The 20,620-nt window shown below is 60.5% G+C and carries 18 protein-coding genes; 9 read left to right on the forward strand and 9 right to left on the reverse strand.

The window, feature by feature from the left end; all coding sequences use genetic code 11:
- A partial coding sequence (locus tag AC3WP4_RS27645; RefSeq protein ID WP_102616707.1) for a TPM domain-containing protein occupies window positions 1-691 on the reverse strand: 691 nt, incomplete at its 3' end.
- 43 nt (window positions 692-734) lie between these two features.
- A complete protein-coding gene (locus tag AC3WP4_RS27650; RefSeq protein WP_074874222.1) occupies window positions 735-1,346 on the reverse strand; it encodes a LemA family protein in 612 nt (203 codons plus the stop codon).
- A 236-nt stretch (window positions 1,347-1,582) separates the two neighbouring features.
- On the opposite strand from AC3WP4_RS27650, the gene bglX reads away from it, so the two are divergent.
- Window positions 1,583-3,874 (forward strand): beta-glucosidase BglX, encoded by a 2,292-nt coding sequence (gene bglX / locus AC3WP4_RS27655; protein ID WP_074874221.1) that lies wholly within the window; start codon window positions 1,583-1,585, stop codon window positions 3,872-3,874.
- A gap of 203 nt (window positions 3,875-4,077) precedes the next feature.
- Here the strand turns inward: bglX and AC3WP4_RS27660 are convergent, their stop codons facing one another.
- From AC3WP4_RS27660 to AC3WP4_RS27680, 5 genes are all read right to left on the reverse strand, one after another.
- Window positions 4,078-5,235 (reverse strand): phospholipase D-like domain-containing protein, encoded by a 1,158-nt coding sequence (locus AC3WP4_RS27660; RefSeq protein ID WP_102616706.1) that lies wholly within the window; start codon window positions 5,233-5,235, stop codon window positions 4,078-4,080.
- Between the two features lies 1 nt (window position 5,236).
- Window positions 5,237-5,827 (reverse strand): YceI family protein, encoded by a 591-nt coding sequence (locus AC3WP4_RS27665; protein ID WP_074874219.1) that lies wholly within the window; start codon window positions 5,825-5,827, stop codon window positions 5,237-5,239.
- Between the two features lie 209 nt (window positions 5,828-6,036).
- Complete coding sequence (locus tag AC3WP4_RS27670; RefSeq protein ID WP_102616705.1) at window positions 6,037-6,366, reverse strand: amidase; 330 nt, start codon at window positions 6,364-6,366, stop codon at window positions 6,037-6,039.
- Window positions 6,363-7,457, reverse strand: a complete 1,095-nt coding sequence (locus tag AC3WP4_RS27675) for a serine hydrolase domain-containing protein (protein ID WP_102616704.1) — start codon at window positions 7,455-7,457, stop codon at window positions 6,363-6,365. Before AC3WP4_RS27675 ends, AC3WP4_RS27670 begins: the two co-directional genes overlap by 4 nt.
- A 182-nt stretch (window positions 7,458-7,639) precedes the next feature.
- Entirely contained in the window at window positions 7,640-8,527 is an 888-nt protein-coding gene (locus AC3WP4_RS27680; protein WP_102616703.1) for an acyl-CoA dehydrogenase middle domain-containing protein, read from the reverse strand.
- A gap of 154 nt (window positions 8,528-8,681) precedes the next feature.
- On the opposite strand from AC3WP4_RS27680, the gene olsB reads away from it, so the two are divergent.
- Window positions 8,682-9,437, forward strand: coding sequence for an L-ornithine N(alpha)-acyltransferase (olsB, locus tag AC3WP4_RS27685; protein WP_008152922.1), 756 nt, complete (start codon window positions 8,682-8,684; stop codon window positions 9,435-9,437).
- On the forward strand, window positions 9,437-10,228 hold the full coding sequence (locus AC3WP4_RS27690; protein ID WP_102616702.1) for a lysophospholipid acyltransferase family protein: 792 nt from the start codon (window positions 9,437-9,439) through the stop codon (window positions 10,226-10,228). Before olsB ends, AC3WP4_RS27690 begins: the two co-directional genes overlap by 1 nt.
- A 101-nt stretch (window positions 10,229-10,329) precedes the next feature.
- Here AC3WP4_RS27690 and AC3WP4_RS27695 read toward each other — a convergent pair whose 3' ends face one another.
- Window positions 10,330-10,905: an acyl carrier protein phosphodiesterase gene (locus AC3WP4_RS27695; protein WP_102616701.1), complete on the reverse strand. Its 576-nt coding sequence runs from the start codon at window positions 10,903-10,905 to the stop codon at window positions 10,330-10,332.
- A gap of 155 nt (window positions 10,906-11,060) precedes the next feature.
- Between AC3WP4_RS27695 and AC3WP4_RS27700 the strand changes: the two genes are divergently transcribed.
- Genes AC3WP4_RS27700 through AC3WP4_RS27710 form a run of 3 tightly spaced genes read left to right on the forward strand, consistent with a single transcriptional unit; the run spans window position 11,061 to window position 13,622 of the window.
- Window positions 11,061-11,381 carry an ArsR/SmtB family transcription factor gene (locus tag AC3WP4_RS27700; protein WP_074874210.1) on the forward strand — a complete coding sequence of 107 codons (321 nt, stop codon included), beginning with the start codon at window positions 11,061-11,063 and terminating at the stop codon, window positions 11,379-11,381.
- A 3-nt stretch (window positions 11,382-11,384) separates the two neighbouring features.
- The gene (locus AC3WP4_RS27705; RefSeq protein ID WP_074874209.1) at window positions 11,385-12,551 is read left to right on the forward strand and encodes an MFS transporter; all 1,167 of its coding nucleotides are present in this window, start codon (window positions 11,385-11,387) and stop codon (window positions 12,549-12,551) included.
- A 21-nt stretch (window positions 12,552-12,572) separates the two neighbouring features.
- Complete coding sequence (locus AC3WP4_RS27710; RefSeq protein WP_102616700.1) at window positions 12,573-13,622, forward strand: alkene reductase; 1,050 nt, start codon at window positions 12,573-12,575, stop codon at window positions 13,620-13,622.
- A 156-nt stretch (window positions 13,623-13,778) separates the two neighbouring features.
- Here the strand turns inward: AC3WP4_RS27710 and emhR are convergent, their stop codons facing one another.
- Window positions 13,779-14,411, reverse strand: coding sequence for an efflux system transcriptional repressor EmhR (emhR, locus tag AC3WP4_RS27715; RefSeq protein ID WP_074874205.1), 633 nt, complete (start codon window positions 14,409-14,411; stop codon window positions 13,779-13,781).
- Between the two features lie 265 nt (window positions 14,412-14,676).
- On the opposite strand from emhR, the gene AC3WP4_RS27720 reads away from it, so the two are divergent.
- The 3 genes from AC3WP4_RS27720 to emhC are packed head-to-tail and all read left to right on the forward strand — an operon-like array spanning window position 14,677 to window position 20,459.
- Window positions 14,677-15,834: an efflux RND transporter periplasmic adaptor subunit gene (locus AC3WP4_RS27720; protein ID WP_102616699.1), complete on the forward strand. Its 1,158-nt coding sequence runs from the start codon at window positions 14,677-14,679 to the stop codon at window positions 15,832-15,834.
- 3 nt (window positions 15,835-15,837) lie between these two features.
- On the forward strand, window positions 15,838-19,002 hold the full coding sequence (emhB, locus tag AC3WP4_RS27725) for an efflux RND transporter permease subunit EmhB (protein ID WP_074874202.1): 3,165 nt from the start codon (window positions 15,838-15,840) through the stop codon (window positions 19,000-19,002).
- Window positions 18,999-20,459: an efflux RND transporter outer membrane subunit EmhC gene (gene emhC / locus AC3WP4_RS27730; RefSeq protein WP_102616698.1), complete on the forward strand. Its 1,461-nt coding sequence runs from the start codon at window positions 18,999-19,001 to the stop codon at window positions 20,457-20,459. The genes emhB and emhC overlap by 4 nt, the downstream gene beginning before the upstream one ends.
- Window positions 20,460-20,620 lie beyond the last annotated feature (161 nt).

The following is a 20,620-nucleotide window of genomic DNA, read 5'->3' on the forward strand; positions in this document are numbered from 1 at the left end:
CGCCTCCACCGCCGCCAAAGCCTCCACCGCCGAACCCGCCGCTCGAACCGCCCCGGCCGCCGCCGCTGGGCAGGATCCCGAGCATCTGGCAGACAAACATCGTCAGGATGAACAGCATCACCAGAAACACGAAGATCCCCGGATGACGTGAGAGAAAGTCGCTTTCCTGATTCCCGCCGGAGTCATACACCGTGGATGGCTCATCCAGCGGATTGCCGCCCAGCACCACGAGCATCGCCGCGATTCCGTCGCTGATGCCCTTGCTGAAGTTGCCGGTCTTGAATGCCGGGGTGATCACCTGATTGATGATCACCGAGCTCTGCGCATCGGTCAGCCGATCTTCCAGGCCATAACCGACTTCAATCCGCAGCTTGCGATCGTCACGCGCAACGATCAGCAATGCGCCGTTATTCTTGTCCTTCTGGCCGATACCCCAATAGCGCCCCAGTTGATAACCGAAGTCGGCAATGTCGGTGCCCTGCAAATCCGGCAACGTGACCACCACCAGTTGCTCGCCGGTGGCTTTTTCATGGGCCTGAAGCTGTTGGGTCAGCTGCTCACGCACCGCAGGCTCGATCATCTGCGCGTTATCGACGACCCGTCCGGTCAGTTCCGGAAACTTCAACGCAGCCTGGGCCGTCAGGGCAAATACCCAGAGCAACAGCACCAGGCCAACTTTCAACACACGCATTGGCAACCTCATCCTTGGTGACGCTTCAAGCCCCTTGCGGCGCTTACTGGAACTTCACTTGAGGGGCTTTTTCCGCATCGGGGCTGGTGGCCTCGAAGGTTTCGCGGATCGGCAAATCGCTGTACATCACGGTGTGCCACAGGCGACCGGGAAAGGTACGCAGTTCCGTGTTGTATTTCTGCACGGCGAGGATGAAGTCCCGACGCGCCACGGCGATGCGGTTCTCGGTGCCTTCGAGTTGCGATTGCAACGCCAGGAAGTTCTGGTTGGCCTTGAGGTCCGGGTAACGCTCGGACACCACCATCAGGCGACTCAAGGCGCCGGTCAGCTGATCCTGGGCCTGCTGGAACTGCTTGAGCTTTTCCGGGTTGTCCAGCGTGCTGGCATCCACTTGAATGGAGGTGGCCTTGGCCCGGGCTTCGATCACCGCGGTCAGGGTTTCCTGCTCATGCTGGGCGTAACCCTTGACGGTTTCCACCAGGTTGGGAATCAGGTCGGCGCGGCGCTGGTACTGGTTCTGCACCTGGCCCCACGCGGCCTTGGCCTGTTCGTCGAGGGTCGGAATCGTATTGATGCCGCAGCCGGCCAGCAGTGTGGTCAGCAATATCAAGGCTGCAACTTGCAGGCTCGACCGATAGTGGTGTCGTACATTCATCTGGTTGATGCTCCCTTGCACATTCCGTTGAAAAACAACCTTCGAACTTTGAACCCGGCTCTTGGGGCATAATCTGCCGCCGCTACTGGATTGCATCGAGCCGATGGGCTAAAAGATGCCCCAGCGCGAAAACACGCCGAAGTGTGCTGCATTTACCTGAACAACAATAGTCGCTCCCTAAATTTTGGCTGACCGGCGCGTATTCACTGCCGTTTTGGCTTTTGAGAAAACTATTCATGAAGAAGCTGTGTTTGCTGGGCCTGTTCGTCAGCCTGGCCAGTCATAACGTATTGGCCGCTACGACGCCCACACCTCTGGAAAACAAGGACGCGTTCATCAGCAACCTGATGAAGCAAATGACCCTCGATGAAAAAATCGGCCAGTTGCGCCTGATCAGCATCGGCCCGGAAATGCCACGGGAGATGATCCGCAAGGAAATCGCCGCCGGCAACATTGGTGGCACGTTCAACTCGATCACCCGCCCGGAAAACCGTCCGATGCAGGACGCGGCCATGCGCAGCCGGTTGAAGATCCCGATGTTCTTCGCCTATGACGTGATCCACGGCCATCGCACCATTTTCCCGATTCCGATTGCCCTGGCCTCGAGTTGGGACATGGACGCCATCGGCCTGTCCGGGCGCATCGCCGCCAAGGAAGCGGCGGCAGACAGCCTCGACATCACCTTCGCGCCGATGGTCGACATCTCCCGCGACCCGCGCTGGGGCCGGACTTCCGAAGGCTTCGGCGAAGACACGTACCTGGTGTCGCGCATTGCCGGCGTGATGGTCAAGGCCTTCCAGGGCACGGGCGCGAACGCGGCCGACAGCATCATGGCCAGCGTCAAGCACTTTGCCCTGTACGGCGCGGTCGAGGGCGGTCGCGACTACAACGTCGTCGACATGAGCCCGGTCAAGATGTTCCAGGACTACCTGCCACCGTACCGTGCGGCTATCGACGCTGGTGCTGGCGGGGTAATGGTCGCGCTGAACTCGATCAATGGCGTGCCGGCCACCGCCAACACCTGGCTGATGAACGACCTGCTGCGCAAGCAATGGGGCTTCAAGGGCCTGGCCGTCAGCGACCACGGGGCGATTTTCGAGCTAATCAAACACGGCGTCGCCCGTGACGGTCGCGAGGCCGCGAAGCTGGCGATCAAGGCCGGCATCGACATGAGCATGAACGACACCCTCTACGGCAAAGAGCTGCCGGGGTTGTTGAAGGCGGGTGAGATTCAGCAAAGCGACATCGACAACGCCGTGCGTGAGGTACTCGCCGCCAAGTACGACATGGGCCTGTTCAAGGACCCGTACCTGCGCATCGGCAAGGCTGAGGATGATCCGGTCGACACGTACGCCGAAAGCCGCCTGCACCGCGCCGAGGCCCGTGATGTTGCGCGCCGCAGCATGGTGTTGCTGAAGAACCAGGGTGAAACCCTGCCGCTGAAGAAAACCGCGAAAATCGCCCTGGTCGGCCCGCTGGCCAAGGCACCGATCGACATGATGGGCAGCTGGGCCGCCGCCGGCCGTCCGGCGCAATCGGTCACCCTGTTCGACGGCATGACCACGGCACTGGGCGGGCAATCGACGCTGATCTACGCCCGTGGCGCCAACATTACCAGCGACAAGGAGATCCTGGATTACCTGAACTTCCTCAACTTCGACGCACCGGAAGTGGTGGACGATCCGCGTTCGGCCCAAGTGCTGATCGACGAAGCGGTGAAAGCCGCCAAGGATGCCGATGTGGTAGTGGCCGCGGTAGGCGAATCCCGTGGTATGTCCCACGAATCGTCGAGCCGCACCGACCTGAACATCCCGTCCAACCAGCGCGACTTGATCAAGGCCCTGAAAGCCACCGGCAAACCGCTGGTGCTGGTGTTGATGAACGGCCGTCCGTTGTCGATTCTCGAAGAGAAGGAACAGGCCGACGCGATCCTGGAAACCTGGTTCAGCGGCACCGAAGGCGGCAACGCTATCGCTGACGTGCTGTTCGGCGACTACAACCCGTCGGGCAAACTGCCGATCACCTTCCCGCGTTCGGTGGGTCAGATTCCGACCTACTACAACCACCTGAGCATTGGCCGGCCGTTCACGCCGGGCAAACCGGGCAACTACACCTCGCAGTATTTCGATGACACCACCGGGCCGCTGTTCCCGTTCGGCTTCGGTCTGAGCTACACCGATTTCAGCCTGAGCGACATGGCGCTGTCGTCGACCACACTGAACAAAACCGGCAAGCTCGACGCCAGCGTCATGGTGAAAAACACCGGCAAGCGTGACGGCGAAACCGTGGTGCAGTTGTACATCCAGGACGTGACCGGCTCGATGATCCGCCCAATCAAGGAACTGAAGAACTTCCAGAAAGTCATGCTCAAGGCCGGCGAACAGAAAGTCGTGCGCTTTACCATCACCGAAGATGACCTGAAGTTCTACAACACCCAGCTCAAGTTCGCTGCCGAGCCGGGCAAGTTCAATGTGGAGATCGGCCTGGATTCCAAGGACGTGACGCAGCAGAGCTTCGAGTTGCTCTAATCCCCCGCGCGGACTGATCGTTCCCACGCTCCGCGTGGGAATGCCTCAAGGGACGCTCCGCGTCCAGTGACGCAGAGCGTCACGGGCTGCATTCCCACGCGGAGCATGGGAACGATCTGATCCAACATCTATGTTGACTGTTACACCGCCATCGCGAGCAAGCTCCGCTCCTACAGTGTTTTTTGGATGTGGTTGAGTCAGTATCAGCCCCGTCGATCCAGCAGATTCACCACCAGCCGATCCACCCATCCCCACACCCTTTGCTTCACCCGCCGCCACAGCGGCCGGCGTTGCCATGCGTCCAGACTGACTTCCTGGCTCTGCGCAAAGTCCCGCTGGAAACTCGCCGCCACCGCCCGCGTCAGTCCCGCGTCCAGTGCCTCAAGATTGGCTTCCAGGTTGAAGCGCAAATTCCAGTGATCGAAATTGCACGAGCCGATGCTCACCCAGTCGTCGACCAGGACCATTTTCAAGTGCAGGAAACACGGCTGGTATTCGAAGATCGCCACCCCGGCCTTGAGCAATCGCGGGTAGTAGCGATGCCCGGCGTAGCGCACCGACGGGTGATCGGTGCGTGGCCCGGTCAGCAGCAGGCGCACATCGACACCGCGGGCGGCAGCCCGGCGCAGTGAGCGACGGACTTTCCAGGTCGGCAGGAAATACGGCGTCGCCAGCCAGATCCGCCGTTGGCCGCTGTTCAGCGCGCGAGTCAATGATTGCAGGATGTCCCGGTGCTGGCGGGCGTCGGCATAGGCGACCCGGCCCATGCCATCGCCCATGGCCGGCACGCGCGGCAGACGCGGCAAGCCGAAATGAGCAGAAGGTTTCCATGCGCGCCGATGACGGTTGGCGATCCATTGGCGGTCGAACAGTAACTGCCAGTCGATGACCAAGGGCCCGGTGATTTCCACCATCACTTCGTGCCATTCGCTGGTGTCTTCGCCCGGTGTCCAGAATTCATCGGTCACCCCGGTACCGCCCACCACGGCCATGCTCTGATCGACCAGCAACAACTTGCGGTGATCGCGGTAGAAGTTGCCCAACCAGCGCCGCCAGCTCAGGCGATTGTAAAAACGCAGCTCAACACCCGCCGCTATCAAACGCTGACGCAAGGTCAGGGTGAACGCGAGGCTGCCGTAATCATCGAACAGGCAGCGCACGCGCACGCCACGTTCGGCAGCCTGGACCAGCGCCTGAACCATCGCTTCGGCACAGGCTCCCGCCTCCACCAGGTACAACTCCAGTTCGACCTGCTCTTCGGCGCGGGCAATCGCGACCAACATCCGCGGGAAAAACTGCGGCCCGTCGATCAACAGTTCAAAACGGTTGCCTTCTCGCCAGGGGAAAATTGCGCCAGCCATGTCAGCGCGCCGTGAAAATCAGTACCGCACCCACCGGCACCGACAAACTGATGGCCGACAAACCGGCGACCTTGCGCAAACTTTCCAGCCCGGGGGCCAGGTCGAAATCCGCGGCATTGATGATCAGCGGTTCGAGGGTTACCACCTGGAAGCGCCGGTCATCGAGACGAGTCGCCAGCAGTTCGGCGTTGTATTCGTGTTGTTTGCCATGCAGGTTGACGGTCAGCGGCAGGCGCAATTCAAGTTGCGCGCCGGGCGCCAGATCGTTGATCGGCCGCAGATCGATCTGCGTGGTGATCAGCGCTTGGGGAAACGTCTGGATCTCAAACAGGTCCTTGCGCATGCGTTCATCGCGCAGCGGGATGCCACTGTTGACCGAATCCATCTCGACTTCCACCTCGGCCAGGCCTTTAGGGCTGACCTTTCCGTGCAGCACCAGAAAGCGTTGCACCTCGGAAATATTGGTGTTTTTGGTGCTGATGAACGACAGCCGCGATGACTCACCGTCGAGGTACCAATTGGCCTGGGCCGACACGGTGACACCGGCCAGCAGCAGGGAGGCGAGGGTTTTGCAGAGGAAGCGGTTGAACATAGAGACTCGTGGGGCAGATAAACCTGCACGAACCTTAACCGCCCGCGAGCCAATTGCAAACGTGTAGCAGCTGGCGAAGCCTGCGTTCGGCGGCGCAGCCGTCGCCAATCCAGCCACCTTGCTCTTTCTGAAACACCGCAGAGCGTGGTTTTACGACGGCTGCGCCGCCGAACGCAGGCTTCGCCAGCTGCTACAGGGAAAGTGGCGTTTCAAGGTGATAAGCGGCAGCCCTGGCGTTCGCTGATCCATTGCGCGCTGTTGCTGCGGCCCATACCGCTGACGGTGACGCGCTTGCTGGCGGCGTCATCGGTAAAGCCGCTGGTCGGCAGCCACTGCTTCACGTAGCCGCGGCAGTACTCCGCCGGGTTGTTCATCACGTAACGGCACGAACAATATTCCTTGGCTGTATAGCCGCTGATGATGTCCGGGAAGGCCCACAGCGCCACGCGCTCCTGCCAGATCCAGCCGAGCAAGGCGATCGACAGGATCAACAACAGCGTGCCGAGCGGTCGACGACGAACAAAGCTGCGACGCTTCATGGCTGCACCTTCGCAGCAAATGCCTGGAGCACGAGTCTGAGAAAATCGTTGTGCCGGTAGCTGCCGTCGCGGTCATCGCCGTAACGAACGATCACCAGGTTTTCGCCGGGAATCACGTACATCGCCTGCCCCCAATGACCCAACGCGGCGAAGGTGTCGGCAGGTGCATCGGGCCAGGGTTTTGCGGCGCCTTCCACCGCGCGGTTAAGCCACCAATGGCCGCCGGGCACAGCCTCGTCTTGATTGGCTTGATAGCGGGCGAACGGTTCGCGGTTGAACGTGACCCAGTCCCTGGGCAGCAATTGCCGCTCACCCCAACGGCCGTCGCGCGCCATCAATAGCCCGATGCGGGCCAGGTCCCTGGCGGTGAGGTAGGCATAGGACGAAGCGACGAATGTCCCCTTGGCGTCGGCCTCCCACACGGCATGGCGAATCCCCAAGGGTTCGAACAAAGCCTTCCATGGATAGTCTGGATAGCGGGTCGGGCCGACGATGGTTTTCAGTGCAGCGGATAACAAATTGCTGTCACCGCTGGAGTAGCGGAATGCCTGACCGGGTTTGGCGTATTCACGGTGATCGGCGGTGAACGCGGCCATGTCCGGGTGGCCACGGGTGTAGAGCATCGCGACCACCGAGGATTTCAACGGCGCGTATTCATAGTCTTCCTGCCAGTCCAGACCCGAGGCCCAATGCAGCAGGTCGGCCATGGTCATGGCCGGGTGTTTTTGCAGCGGTGGATAAAATGTCTGCACCGGGTCCTGGAGCTTGAACAGACCTTCGCCATAGGCCACGCCGAGGACCGTGGCCATCAGGCTTTTGCTGATGGACCAGGTCAGGTGCGGGGTGTCGGCGGTGGTCGGACCGGCGTAGCGTTCGTAGATCAGTTGACCGTCGCGGATCACCAGCAAGGCGTCGGTGCGGATGCCTTGTCGGGTGGCCTCATCACGGGGTGGGAAGGCGTAAGTCTCCAGCGCTTGAAGCGCCGGCCCGCTGACTGTCGGACCGGTTGACCATTGCTCGGCAGGCCAGTATTCGGCGTGGGCCGTGAGGCTGAGCAACAGCCCTGCAATCAGGGACAAGCCTTTGAACATGGTGGGGGCTCGGAGGGATGGACCTGCTGAGCCTAGTCGCCATTGATGACAGTTCCGGGATTTGTGTTGCCAATGAGGTCGTCTTCGCGGGCAAGCCCGCTCCCACAGGGATTGTGTGTTGCTCACCATCTGTGTCGCACCACCGCTCACTGTGGGAGCGGGCTTGCCCGCGAAGGGGCCGGTCAATCCAGCGAAGAACCCGCGAGTGCCTTGGCCAACCGCTTCCCCCGCGCCCCCGCCGCCAACTCCATCACGCCCTGATCACGCTGCCACATCTGCGCCCAATGCTGCGGGCCATCGGCCAGTGCCAGCGCCACCTCGGCCTTGAGCCCATCGAACTGCGCAAACAAGCCACCGAGCAACACATGCCCGGACGGATTATTCGGCGCCTGCCGGCTGACTTCCGCGCACCCGGCCAGCAGCGCCAGCAAACGCAGTTGCAAGGCTTGCGGCCAGTCGCTGTCCTGACCGACGCCGTACAGCCAGGCGGTCATGGCGCTCAACACGTAAATGTCTTCAAGGGTGCGGAACGGTTTGATGTAAGCCTCCCAGCCATCCCCCGCCAACAGTTCGCACTGAGCGTTATCGAGAAACAGCCGACCATGGCTGATGTCTGGCATCAACGGGATCGCCGGCAGTTTCTCCAGGCGCACGCCCGGCTCATCGGGATAGACCACCGCCAGACTCAGGCGCGGTTTTTCATCGGGGGCTTCACTGCGAGCAGCGATCAGCAGCCAATCGGCGGCATCGCCTGCGGTGACAAAATCCTTGCGCCCGCTCAGACGCAAATCCCGCAGACGGGTCTGCATGTCTGCCACCCGCAGGCTGCGCTGTTCGGTCGCGCACAACGCACCGAGGCTCAGCGGCGCGCTCGGCCAGAGCATGCGCAACGCTGCCTGATAGCCCACCAGAAACGCCAACCCGGGCGTTGACATCAAACGTCCGCCGGCCACCGCCAGTTCGAACGGCGTGACGTTGCCCAACTGGTGCAACAAGGTCGCGAAACCCTCGCTCAGGTCCGGGGTGGCGGGCAGGCGTTCACAGCGGCGCAGCAGGTTTTGCCAGAGCATAAGAGGCTCCTCAAAGGCTGTCATATAAGCATCACCAAAGCTTCATGGCGATGACACCGGGGCTACATAGCCTGACTTTGCACAACACGGCTGCATAAAGAAAGTCGATCGGCTGCAACCCAAGACGGGTGACCGGCCCGTACGGAGATTCGCAATGACTCAGATCGCCCGCATCAGCGACACCGGCAATGAACGCCGCCTGCAAGCCGAACGCCTGGTGGGCGCCGAGGCCTTGCAGGAAGCCCAGGCCCTGCGCTTCAACGTGTTCAGTGGCGAATTCAACGCCAAGCTGAAAGGCGCGGAGCTGGGTCTGGACATGGATGACTATGATGTTCACTGCGCCCACATCGGCGTGCGTGATTTGAACACCGGGCGTCTGGTGGCGACCACCCGTTTGCTCGACCACACCGCCGCCAGCAGCCTGGGCAAGTTCTACAGCGAAGAAGAATTCAGCCTGCACGGCCTGGTCCATCTCAAAGGCCCGATCCTGGAAATCGGCCGCACTTGCGTCGACCCGGCCTACCGCAACGGCGGCACCATCGCGGTACTCTGGGGCGAACTGGCCGAAGTCCTGAACCAGGGCGGCTACAGCTATTTGATGGGGTGCGCGAGCATCCCGATGCAGGACGGCGGCATTCAGGCCCACGCGATCATGCAGCGCCTGCGCGAACGTTATCTGTGCACTGAACACCTGCGGGCAGAACCGAAAAAACCACTGCCGAGCCTCGACATCCCGTCCAACGTCATCGCCGAAATGCCACCGCTGCTCAAGGCCTACATGCGCCTTGGCGCGAAGATCTGCGGCGAGCCGTGCTGGGACGAAGACTTCCAGGTCGCCGACGTATTCATCCTGCTCAAGCGCGACGAGCTCTGCCCGCGTTATGCCAAACATTTCAAGGCGGCCGTGTGATGAGTCGGCTACGGATTTACGCGCGGATTGCGCGAGTGTTGGTGGTGGTGGCGCTGGGGTTGAGCATGGCCAGTGTGTTCGGGTTGTTCGAGCGTTTGGGGATTGCTCATTCGATGGTCCGGCGCCAGCGCTGGTCGCGATTTTTCATGGCGCGCCTGAGCAATGCCCTGCCCTTTCACGTGACCGTGCACGGTGAATTGCCGAAGTCGCCGATGCTCTGGGTCAGCAACCATGTGTCCTGGACCGACATTCCGCTGCTAGGCATGCTCACGCCGCTGTCGTTCCTGTCCAAGGCCGAAGTGCGCACCTGGCCGGTGGCGGGCTGGCTGGCGGCCAAGGCCGGCAGCTTGTTCATTCGCCGAGGGTCGGGCGACAGCCAGTTGATCCGCAAACAGATGACCCGTCATCTGGAGCAGGAACATCCGCTGCTGATGTTCCCGGAAGGCACTACCACCGATGGCCGCACGTTGCGCACGTTTCATGGTCGATTGCTGTCGGCGGCGATCGACTCCGAAGTGAAGTTGCAGCCGGTGGCGATTCGTTATCTGCGCGACGGGCAGCTCGATTCACTGGCACCGTTCATTGGCGATGATGATTTGCTCTCGCACTTGATGCGCTTGTTTGCCCATGATCGGGGTGAGGTGGAGATTCATTTGCTCAAGCCGATCGCGTGCGAAGGTCGCGAGCGTGCGGCGCTGGCGTTTGAAGCGCAGCAGGCGGTGCAGAAGGCGTTGTTTGGGGTGATTCCGCAGGCCCAACCGGAACCTCTGCGCCCCGCAATCGCGGCTTGAACACATATCCCTGTGGGAGCGGGCTTGCCCGCGATGAGGCCGGATCATCCAACATCTATGTTGACTGAACCACCTCAATCGCGGGCAAGCCCGCTCCCACATTAGATCTGCTTCGTTTGCGCGAAATCCTGAAGCTGCGGATAGAACAACCGAAAGTCATCACTCAACGGCTCATACAACACTCGCAACTCCTGCATCGCTGCGGCCAGCTCCTCCGGCCGCGTCAGCCGCCGTGAAATCCCCCGCAGCACCTGCTCCAGCACCGCAAATTCCCGATAAGAACCCAACCAGTCATTAGCGACCATGTGCGGCGCGATCTGCGCCAGACGCTCCGGCAATTGCGCCTCGGCGGACAGCACCCGGTACACACCCGAAGTGAATTGCTCCAGCGGCTGGTCGGCGTACAACGTCCAGTCCCGCGCCAGGCAATGGTCGAAAAACACGTCAAGCACGATCCCGGCGTAACGCCGGCGGGTCATGGAAAACCGTGACAACGAAACGTCCACCAACGGATGGCGGTCGGTAAAGACATCGATGCTGCGATGCAGCTGGATGGCCACTTCGATCTCCGGATCGAACTGCCCTTGCAGCCGCCCTTTGACGAAATCGCCATACAGACTGCCGAGCAATTGACCGGGGCGCTGGCCACCGAGGTGCAGATGTGCGAGATAGTTCATGCCGCGCAGCTTAGCACTACGCCCTCAATATCGTTATAACCCGATATACCGAATTACTCGGTCGTCAGACCAAAATCATATTGGTATATCGCGAAGTACCGATTTAAAGTTCGCCTCATCGCGATATAGCGTTTTATTCATCACGAGCCCAAACCATGACCATCGACCTCGACGAAATAATAAAAGCCCTGGCACACCCAGTACGCCGAGACATCCTCATCTGGCTGAAAGATCCCAAAACCCAGTTCCCGGAACAGCTCCACAACCACGAGTACGGTATTTGCGCCGGACAGATCGATCAACGCTGCGGCCTGTCGCAGTCGACCGTGTCCGCCCATTTGGCGACCTTGCAACGTGCGGGACTGATCAGCAGCCAGAAAGCCGGTCAATGGCACTTCTTCAAACGCAACGAGGACGTGATTCAGGCGTTCCTCGACGCCATCGTCAAGGAGCTCAGCGCTCCGACAAGGAACTGAACAATGCCCCTCTCGCTACTCATTCTGGCCTTGAGCGCCTTCGCCATTGGCACCACCGAGTTCGTCATCATGGGCTTGCTGCCCGATGTGGCGGCCGACCTCGGTGTGTCGATCCCTGGCGCCGGCTGGCTGGTGACCGGTTATGCCCTGGGCGTGGCCATCGGTGCGCCGTTCATGGCACTGGCCACCTCCAGATTGCCGCGCAAGGCTGCGCTGGTAGCGTTGATGGGGATTTTCATCGTTGGCAACCTGCTCTGTGCCATGGCTACCGACTACAACGTGCTGATGTTTGCCCGCGTGGTCACCGCCCTCTGCCACGGTGCGTTCTTCGGTATCGGTTCGGTGGTGGCGGCCGGTCTGGTGCCGGCGAACAAGCGCGCTTCGGCCGTAGCCTTGATGTTCACCGGCCTGACCCTGGCCAACGTACTCGGCGTTCCGCTGGGCACCGCACTCGGTCAGGAAGCCGGCTGGCGTTCGACCTTCTGGGCGGTGACCGTGATTGGCGTGATCGCATTGATTGGCCTGATCCGCTTCCTGCCGGCCAAGCGCGATGAAGAGAAACTCGATATGCGCGCCGAACTGCGCGCCCTCAAAGGCGCCGGGATCTGGCTGTCGTTGAGCATGACCGCGTTGTTCGCAGCTTCGGTATTCACCCTGTTCACCTACGTCGCCCCGCTGCTCGGCGATGTCACCGGCGTCTCGCCCAAAGGCGTGACCTGGACCCTGATGCTCATCGGGCTCGGCCTGACGGTCGGCAACATCATCGGCGGCAAGCTGGCTGACAAAGGCATGGCCGCCACATTGATCGGCGTCTTTATCTCGATGGCGGTGATCTCGACCGTACTGACCTGGACCAGCGTTGCGCTGATACCAACCGAAATCACCCTGTTCCTCTGGGCCACTGCGTGCTTTGCCGCCGTGCCCGCCCTGCAAGTGAACGTGGTGACCTACGGCAAAGCCGCACCGAACCTGGTGTCGACCCTGAACATCGGCGCTTTCAACATCGGCAACGCACTGGGTGCCTGGGTCGGCGGCAGCGTCATCGCCCACGGTTTCGGCCTGACCAGCGTTCCTCTCGCGGCAGCCGCACTGGCAGTACTTGCCCTGCTGGTGACCCTGATTACTTTCCGTCAGAACGGCAATCCCGAACTGGCCCCTGCTACCAACTGATCTCTACCGGAGAGCTATTTCATGACGACTATTTTCGATCCGATCAAACTGGGCGACCTCGAGTTGGCCAACCGCATCATCATGGCGCCGCTGACCCGCTGCCGCGCCGACGAAGGCCGCGTGCCAAACGCGCTGATGGCCGAGTACTACGTACAACGCGCCTCGGCCGGCCTGATCCTCAGCGAGGCCACTTCGGTCACGCCGATGGGCGTCGGTTACCCGGACACCCCGGGTATCTGGTCCAACGATCAGGTACGTGGCTGGGCTAACGTAACCAAGGCTATCCACGGTGCGGGCGGCAAGATTTTCCTGCAACTGTGGCATGTCGGCCGTATTTCCCATGGGTCGTATCTGGACGGTGAAACACCGGTCGCACCGAGCGCCATTCAGCCAAAAGGCCATGTCAGCCTGGTTCGCCCACTGGCCGACTTCCCAACCCCACGCGCCCTGGAAACCGCTGAAATCGCCGACATCGTCGACGCCTACCGCGTCGGCGCCGAGAACGCCAAGGCAGCCGGTTTCGACGGTGTGGAAATCCATGGTGCCAACGGCTACCTGCTCGACCAGTTCCTGCAAAGCAGCACCAACCAGCGCACCGACAACTACGGCGGTTCCGTGGAAAATCGCGCTCGCCTGCTGCTGGAAGTGACCGATGCCGCGATCGAAGTCTGGGGCGCGGGCCGCGTGGGTGTGCACCTGTCACCCCGTGCCGATCTCCATGACATGGGCGATGACAACCTGTCCGAGACCTTCACTTACGTTGCTCGCGAACTGGGCAAACGTGGCATCGCCTTCATCTGCTCCCGCGAGAAAGAAGATGGCGACAGCCTGGGTCCACAATTGAAAGAAGCGTTCGGCGGCCCGTACATCGCCAACGAACGCTTCACCAAGGACAGCGCCAACGCCTGGCTCGCCAGCGGCAAGGCCGATGCGGTGGCCTTCGGCGTGCCATTCATTGCCAACCCGGACTTGCCGGCACGGTTGAAGGCCGATGCGCCGCTGAACGAGGCGCGTCCTGAACTGTTCTACGCCAAGGGCCCGGTCGGCTATATCGACTACCCGGTGTTGTAAGCATTCCTCACCTTGAAACGCAAAAGCCCCGACTCGAAAGAGCCGGGGCTTTTTTGCAACCGGGTTACTCACAAAATCACTACAAATCAGGTAGCTCACTACCTATCAAGCGGGCGAGCGTGCGTATATAAAAGCACCCCCATTAGGTATTTTGTTTCATTTGCGCAGACTGGGGCTCAAGCGCAGCATATCCAACCCGGTATCAACCAAACGCTCGGCATCGATATGCAGTTGAAAGCTGTCGGGCGCCAACAGCCACTGATACAGGATGCCATCGATATACGCATGAATGCTGATGGCCGCTCGCGCAGTGTCGAGGTCTTCCGGTAACTGCCCCCGGTTGACCGCATTACTCAGCGCCAGGGCGATTCGCACATTGCAATCGAGGCTGACCTCTCGACGCTGTTGGCGCAGGTCGCACATTTCATCGGTGAATTCGCACTTATGAAACAGAATCTCATTGATGCGTCGGGTTTTCGGATCCAGGGCAACTTGATGAAACAAATGAATCAGCAGTTTGCGCATACAACCCAAGGGATCGAGCTCATCTTCGCTTTCACTGGCCTTGGCCATTTCATCCAGCGGCTCATGCAAGGTATCAAGCATGGCCTGCACCAGATCCGCCTTGTTGCTGAAATGCCAGTAGATAGCGCCGCGAGTGACCCCGGCCAGGGTAGCGATATCCGCCAGTGTCGTGCGCGCCACGCCCCTTTCGTAAAAGGCCTTTTCTGCCGCTTCCAGTATCTGGCTGCGGGTTTCTTGAGCTTCCTCTTTGGTGCGACGGACCATGGCAGTACAACCTCAATCAGGATGCTTCAGCGATGTCTGAACATCAGCTGAATAAAAGTGGAGCGATCGCTCTCGGGCGTCGTCACCGGCCTACAATTCGAACCCTTGAACGGCTTTCGTAACGATGTGGATACACGGCCAAGGTATTTACAAACAACCATGAACGTAAGTATATTCCTTAGCAAGCTACTTATCCACTCAGCGCACATTTTTTACTTCTCTACATTTCGAGTGCGCAATTTGCGCGCCTGACCCGAGGATTTTCATGCAATTCAAGCCAGCTGTTACCGCTCTGGTCACCGCCCTCGCCTTGGCATCGCTGCTCAGCGGATGCAAAAAGGAAGAGGCGGCACCTGCCGCACCACCCCCTCAGGTCGGCGTCGTTACTCTGCAACCTCAAGCCTTTACCCTGACCTCCGAACTTCCGGGCCGTACCAGCGCGTACCGCATCGCCGAAGTTCGCCCTCAGGTCAACGGCATCATTCTCAAGCGCCTGTTCAAGGAAGGCGGCGACGTCAAGGCCGGCCAGCAGCTGTATCAGATCGATCCGGCGGTTTATGAAGCCACCCTGAAAAGCGCCCAAGCCAACCTGCAGCAGACCAAATCGATTTCCGACCGCTACAAGCAATTGGTCAGCGAACAGGCTGTGAGCCGTCAGGAATACGACACGGCCCTGGCTAACCGGTTGCAATCGGAGGCCGCTCTGCAAAGCGCCCAGATCAATGTGCGTTACACCAAGGTTTACGCGCCTCTCTCCGGCCGTATCGGCCGCTCGACTGTGACTGAAGGCGCGCTGGTTACCAGCGGCCAGGTCGAAGCGATGGCGGTGATTCAGCAACTGGACCCGATCTACGTTGACGTCACCCAGTCTTCGGTTGAGCTGCTGGAACTGCGCCGCGAACTGGAAAGCGGTCGTCTGCAAAAATCCGGCGACAACGCGGCCAAGGTCAAGTTGACCCTCGAAGACGGCAGCCAGTACAAACAGGAAGGCAAGCTCGAGTTCTCGGAAGTCTCCGTGGACCAGACCACCGGTTCCGTGACCTTGCGTGCGGTATTCCCGAACCCTGACCACACCCTGCTGCCCGGCATGTTTGTACACGCCCAGTTGCAGGCTGGTGTGAACAGCGCGGCGATCCTCGCCCCGCAACAAGGCGTGACCCGTGATCTCAAAGGCACCCCGACCGCGCTGGTCGTCGGCCCGGACAACAAGGTCGAACTGCGTCACCTCAAGGCCAGCCGCACCGTCGGCAACCAATGGCTGATCGAAGACGGCCTGAAGGCCGGCGACCGCCTGATCACCGAAGGACTGCAATTCGTTAAACCTGGCGTCGAAGTTAAGGCCAGTGAAGCGACTAACGTTGGCGCAAAGAACCCGGCCCCCGCACAGGTAGCTAACAAGGCTTCCAGCGGCAAAGGGGAGTAAACCATGTCCAGATTTTTTATCGACCGTCCGATTTTTGCCTGGGTAATTGCCCTGGTCATCATGCTGGTCGGGGCACTATCGATCCTCAAACTGCCGATCAACCAATACCCGAGCATTGCGCCTCCGGCCATTGCGATCTCTGTGACCTACCCGGGCGCGTCTGCACAAACCGTGCAGGACACCGTGGTCCAGGTGATCGAGCAACAGCTCAACGGTATCGATAACCTGCGTTATGTCTCCTCGGAAAGTAACTCCGACGGCAGCATGACCATTACCGCGACCTTCGAGCAGGGCACCAACTCCGATACCGCGCAGGTTCAGGTCCAGAACAAGCTGAACCTGGCCACCCCGCTGCTGCCACAAGAAGTGCAGCAACAGGGTATCCGCGTGACCAAGGCAGTGAAAAACTTCCTGATGGTGATCGGCGTGGTGTCGCGCGACGGCAGCATGACCAAGGACGACCTGTCCAACTACATCGTGTCGAACATGCAGGACCCGATCTCGCGGACCGCCGGTGTCGGTGATTTCCAGGTCTTCGGTGCCCAGTACGCGATGCGGATCTGGCTCGACCCGGCCAGGTTGAACAACTTCAACCTGACCCCGGGCGACGTGAAAACCGCCATCGCCGCGCAAAACGTCCAGGTGTCGTCCGGTCAACTCGGTGGCTTGCCTGCCGTGGCCGGTCAGCAATTGAACGCGACTATCATCGGCAAGACCCGTCTGCAAACCGCTGAGCAGTTCAAGGCCATCCTGCTGAAGGTCAACAAGGATGGTTCGCAAGTGCGTGTCGGCGATGTGGCAGATGTCGCTCTGGGTGGTGAAAACTACTCGATCAGCGCCCAGTTCAACGGCAGCCCGGCCTCGGGTCTGGCGGTGAAACTGGCCAACGGTGCCAACGCCCTCGACACTGCAACAGCGCTGCGCAAGACCATCGAATCCCTCAAGCCGTTCTTCCCGCAAGGGATGGAAGTGGTATTCCCGTACGACACCACTCCAGTGGTGACCGAGTCGATCAAGGGTGTGGTTGAAACCCTGGTCGAAGCGATCGCGCTGGTGTTCCTGGTGATGTTCCTGTTCCTGCAAAACTTCCGCGCCACCGTCATCACCACAATGACCGTGCCAGTCGTATTGCTGGGCACCTTCGGGATCCTCGCGGCGTTCGGCTTCAGCATCAACACCCTGACCATGTTCGGTATGGTGCTGGCCATCGGTTTGCTGGTGGACGACGCCATCGTCGTGGTGGAGAACGTCGAACGGGTCATGAGCGAAGAAGGCCTGTCACCCAAGGAAGCCACCAAGAAATCCATGGGGCAGATCCAGGGTGCACTGGTCGGTATTGCCCTGGTGCTGTCGGCGGTACTGTTGCCGATGGCATTCTTCGGCGGTTCCACTGGCGTGATCTACAAGCAGTTCTCGATCACCATCGTCTCGGCCATGGCCCTGTCGGTACTGGTCGCCCTGATCTTTACCCCGGCGCTCTGCGCCACCATGCTCAAACCGATCCCCAAGGGTGAGCACGGCGTCCCGAAACGCGGATTTTTCGGCTGGTTCAACCGCAACTTCGACCGTAGCGTGAAAAGCTACGAGCGCGGCGTTGGCAACATTCTGCGCAACAAGGTGCCGTATCTGCTGGTGTACGTGATCATCGTCATCGGCATGATCTGGTTGTTCCTGCGCATTCCATCCGCGTTCCTGCCGGAAGAAGACCAGGGTGTACTGTTTGCCCAGGTGCAAACCCCGGCCGGCTCCAGTTCCCAGCGCACGCAAGTGGTGGTGGACGAGATGCGTGAGTTCCTGCTTCGTCCGGGCACTGAAGGCGGCGAAGGTGACGCAGTGGCCTCGGTGTTTACCGTGACCGGCTTCAACTTCGCAGGCCGTGGTCAGAGTTCGGGTATGGCGTTCATCATGCTCAAACCGTGGGACGAACGTAACGCCGAAAACAGCGTGTTCAAAGTCGCGGCCCGTGCCCAACAGCATTTCTTCACCTTCCGTGATGCCATGGTGTTTGCGTTCGCCCCTCCGGCAGTGCTGGAACTGGGTAACGCCACCGGTTTCGACGTGTTCCTGCAAGACCGTGCCGGTATCGGTCACGACGCACTGATGGCTGCACGCAACCAATTCCTCGGGATGGCGGCGCAGAGCAAGGTGCTGTCGCAGGTCCGCCCGAACGGTCTGAACGACGAACCGCAATACCAACTGGAAATCGATGACGAGAAGGCCAGTGCCCTGGGCATTACCATCGCCGACATCAACAGCACCCTGTCGATTGCGCTGGGCAGTAGCTACGTCAACGACTTCATCGACCGCGGTCGGGTGAAGAAGGTTTACGTGCAAGGCCAGCCGGGGGCGCGCATGAGTCCTGAAGACGTGAAGAAATGGTACGTACGCAACAGCGCCGGCACCATGGTTCCCTTCTCCGCGTTCGCCAAGGGTGAGTGGATTTACGGTGCGCCGAAACTGTCGCGTTACAACGGCGTAGAAGCGATGGAAATCCTCGGTGCCCCGGCCCCCGGCTATTCCACCGGTGAAGCCATGGCCGAAGTCGAAGCCCTGGCCAAGAAACTGCCGGCCGGTGTCGGTATTTCCTGGACCGGCCTGTCGTACGAAGAACGACTGGCGGGTTCGCAAGCGCCGGCGCTGTTCGCGTTGTCGATCCTGATGGTGTTCCTGTGCCTGGCCGCGTTGTATGAAAGCTGGTCGATTCCGATTGCGGTGGTGCTCGTGGTGCCGCTGGGGATTATCGGTGCCTTGATGGCGACCAGCTTGCGCGGTCTGTCCAACGACGTGTACTTCCTGGTGGGCCTGTTGACCACCATTGGTCTGGCGGCGAAAAACGCCATTCTGATCGTCGAGTTCGCCAAAGACCTGCATGAACAGGGCAAGAGCTTGCAGGAGGCCGCCATCGAGGCATGCCGCATGCGTTTGCGCCCGATCATCATGACCTCCCTGGCGTTTGTCCTCGGCGTGGTGCCACTGGCCATTTCCAGCGGCGCCGGCTCGGGTAGCCAGCACGCCATCGGTACGGTGGTGATTGGCGGTATGATCACCGCCACCGTTTTGGCGATATTCTGGGTCCCGCTGTTTTTCGTCACCGTGTCGGCCATGGGGCAGCGCAAAATCGTTGACCAGGACGACGCTCTTGAACCTTCTAAAGAGGCTGGCTTATGAGCAAGTCGCTACTTTCCCTGGCTGTTGCCGCCTTCGTGCTCGGTGGCTGCTCGCTGATTCCCGATTATCAGCAGCCTGAAGCACCGGTGGCGGGCCAGTACCCGCAAGGTCCGGCGTATTCGTCGGCCCAGGCGCCTGCCCAGGCTGCCGCCGAACAGGGCTGGAAGCAGTTTTTCCATGATCCGGCGCTGCAACAACTGATTCAGATCGCCCTGGAAAACAACCGTGACCTGCGTGTCGCGGCACTGAACATCGACGCCTTTGCGGCTCAATACCGCATCCAGCGTGCCGATCTGTTCCCGGCCGTGTCGGCCAACGGCACCGGCAGCCGCCAGCGGGTCCCGGCCCGGGCATCACAGACCGGCCAAGCGGACATCACCAGTTCCTACTCGGCCACCGTCGGCATCAGCGCCTATGAACTCGACCTGTTCGGTCGGGTTCGCAGCCTGAGCGAAGAAGCACTGCAAAAGTACTTCGCCACTGAAGAAGCGCGCCGCAGCACGCAGATCAGCCTGGTGGCCAGTGTGGCCAACGCCTACCTGACCTGGCAGGCCGACAAGGAATTGCTGAAACTGACCCAGGACACCCTGGCTGCGTTCGAGGAGAGCTACAAGCTCACCGCTCGCAGCAACGAAGTAGGGGTCGCCTCGGCGCTGGACCTGGCCCAGTCGCGTACCTCGGTGGAAAACGCCCGCGCGCAAATGGCCAAGTACACTCGTCAAGTCGCCCAGGATGAAAACAGCCTGGTGTTGCTGCTCGGCACGGGCGTCCCGGCCAATCTGCAAGCGGCCAAGCCGTTGGCTGACGACCTGCTGAGCGACGTGCCGGCCGGTCTGCCATCGGACTTGCTGCAACGTCGTCCGGACATCCTTCAGGCCGAATACAACCTGAAAGCCGCCAACGCCAACATCGGTGCGGCGCGGGCTGCGTTCTTCCCGAGCATCAGCCTGACAGCCAACGCCGGGACCCTGAGCCCTGACCTGTCCGGCCTGTTCAAGGGCGGTTCGGGCACCTGGTTGTTCCAGCCGCAGATCAACCTGCCGATCTTCAACGCCGGCAGCCTGCGCGCCAGCCTGGATTATTCAAAAATCCAGAAAGACATCGGCGTGGCGAACTACGAGAAGTCCATTCAAACGGCCTTCCAGGAAGTCGCCGACGGCTTGGCCGCCCGCCAGACCTACACCGATCAGTTGCAGGCCCAGCGTGATTTCGTCACCGCGAACCAGGACTACTACCGTCTGGCCGAGCGTCGTTATCGCATTGGTGTCGACAGCAACCTGACCTTCCTCGATGCCCAGCGTCAGCTGTTCAGTGCTGAACAAGTACTGATCACCGACCGTCTGGCGCAACTGGTCAGTGCCGTCAATCTGTACAAGGCACTGGGCGGTGGCTGGAACCAGCAGACGGCGAAGAACGAGCCGTTGAAAGAAGAAGCGCCGAAGATGAAGTTGTTCTGATAGCGCGGTAAAACTAGAAGCCCACCTTTTGGTGGGCTTTTTGTTGGCTGCGGGAAAATTGTGGCGCCAGGACTGGCCTCATCGTCGGAACAGACAACACAAATCCCCAGCCAATCTTATGTTCGATAATCGCCCAAAACCCGCTTTCCCCGATTGAACCC

It is taken from the genome of Pseudomonas sp. FW305-20 (assembly GCF_058788075.1).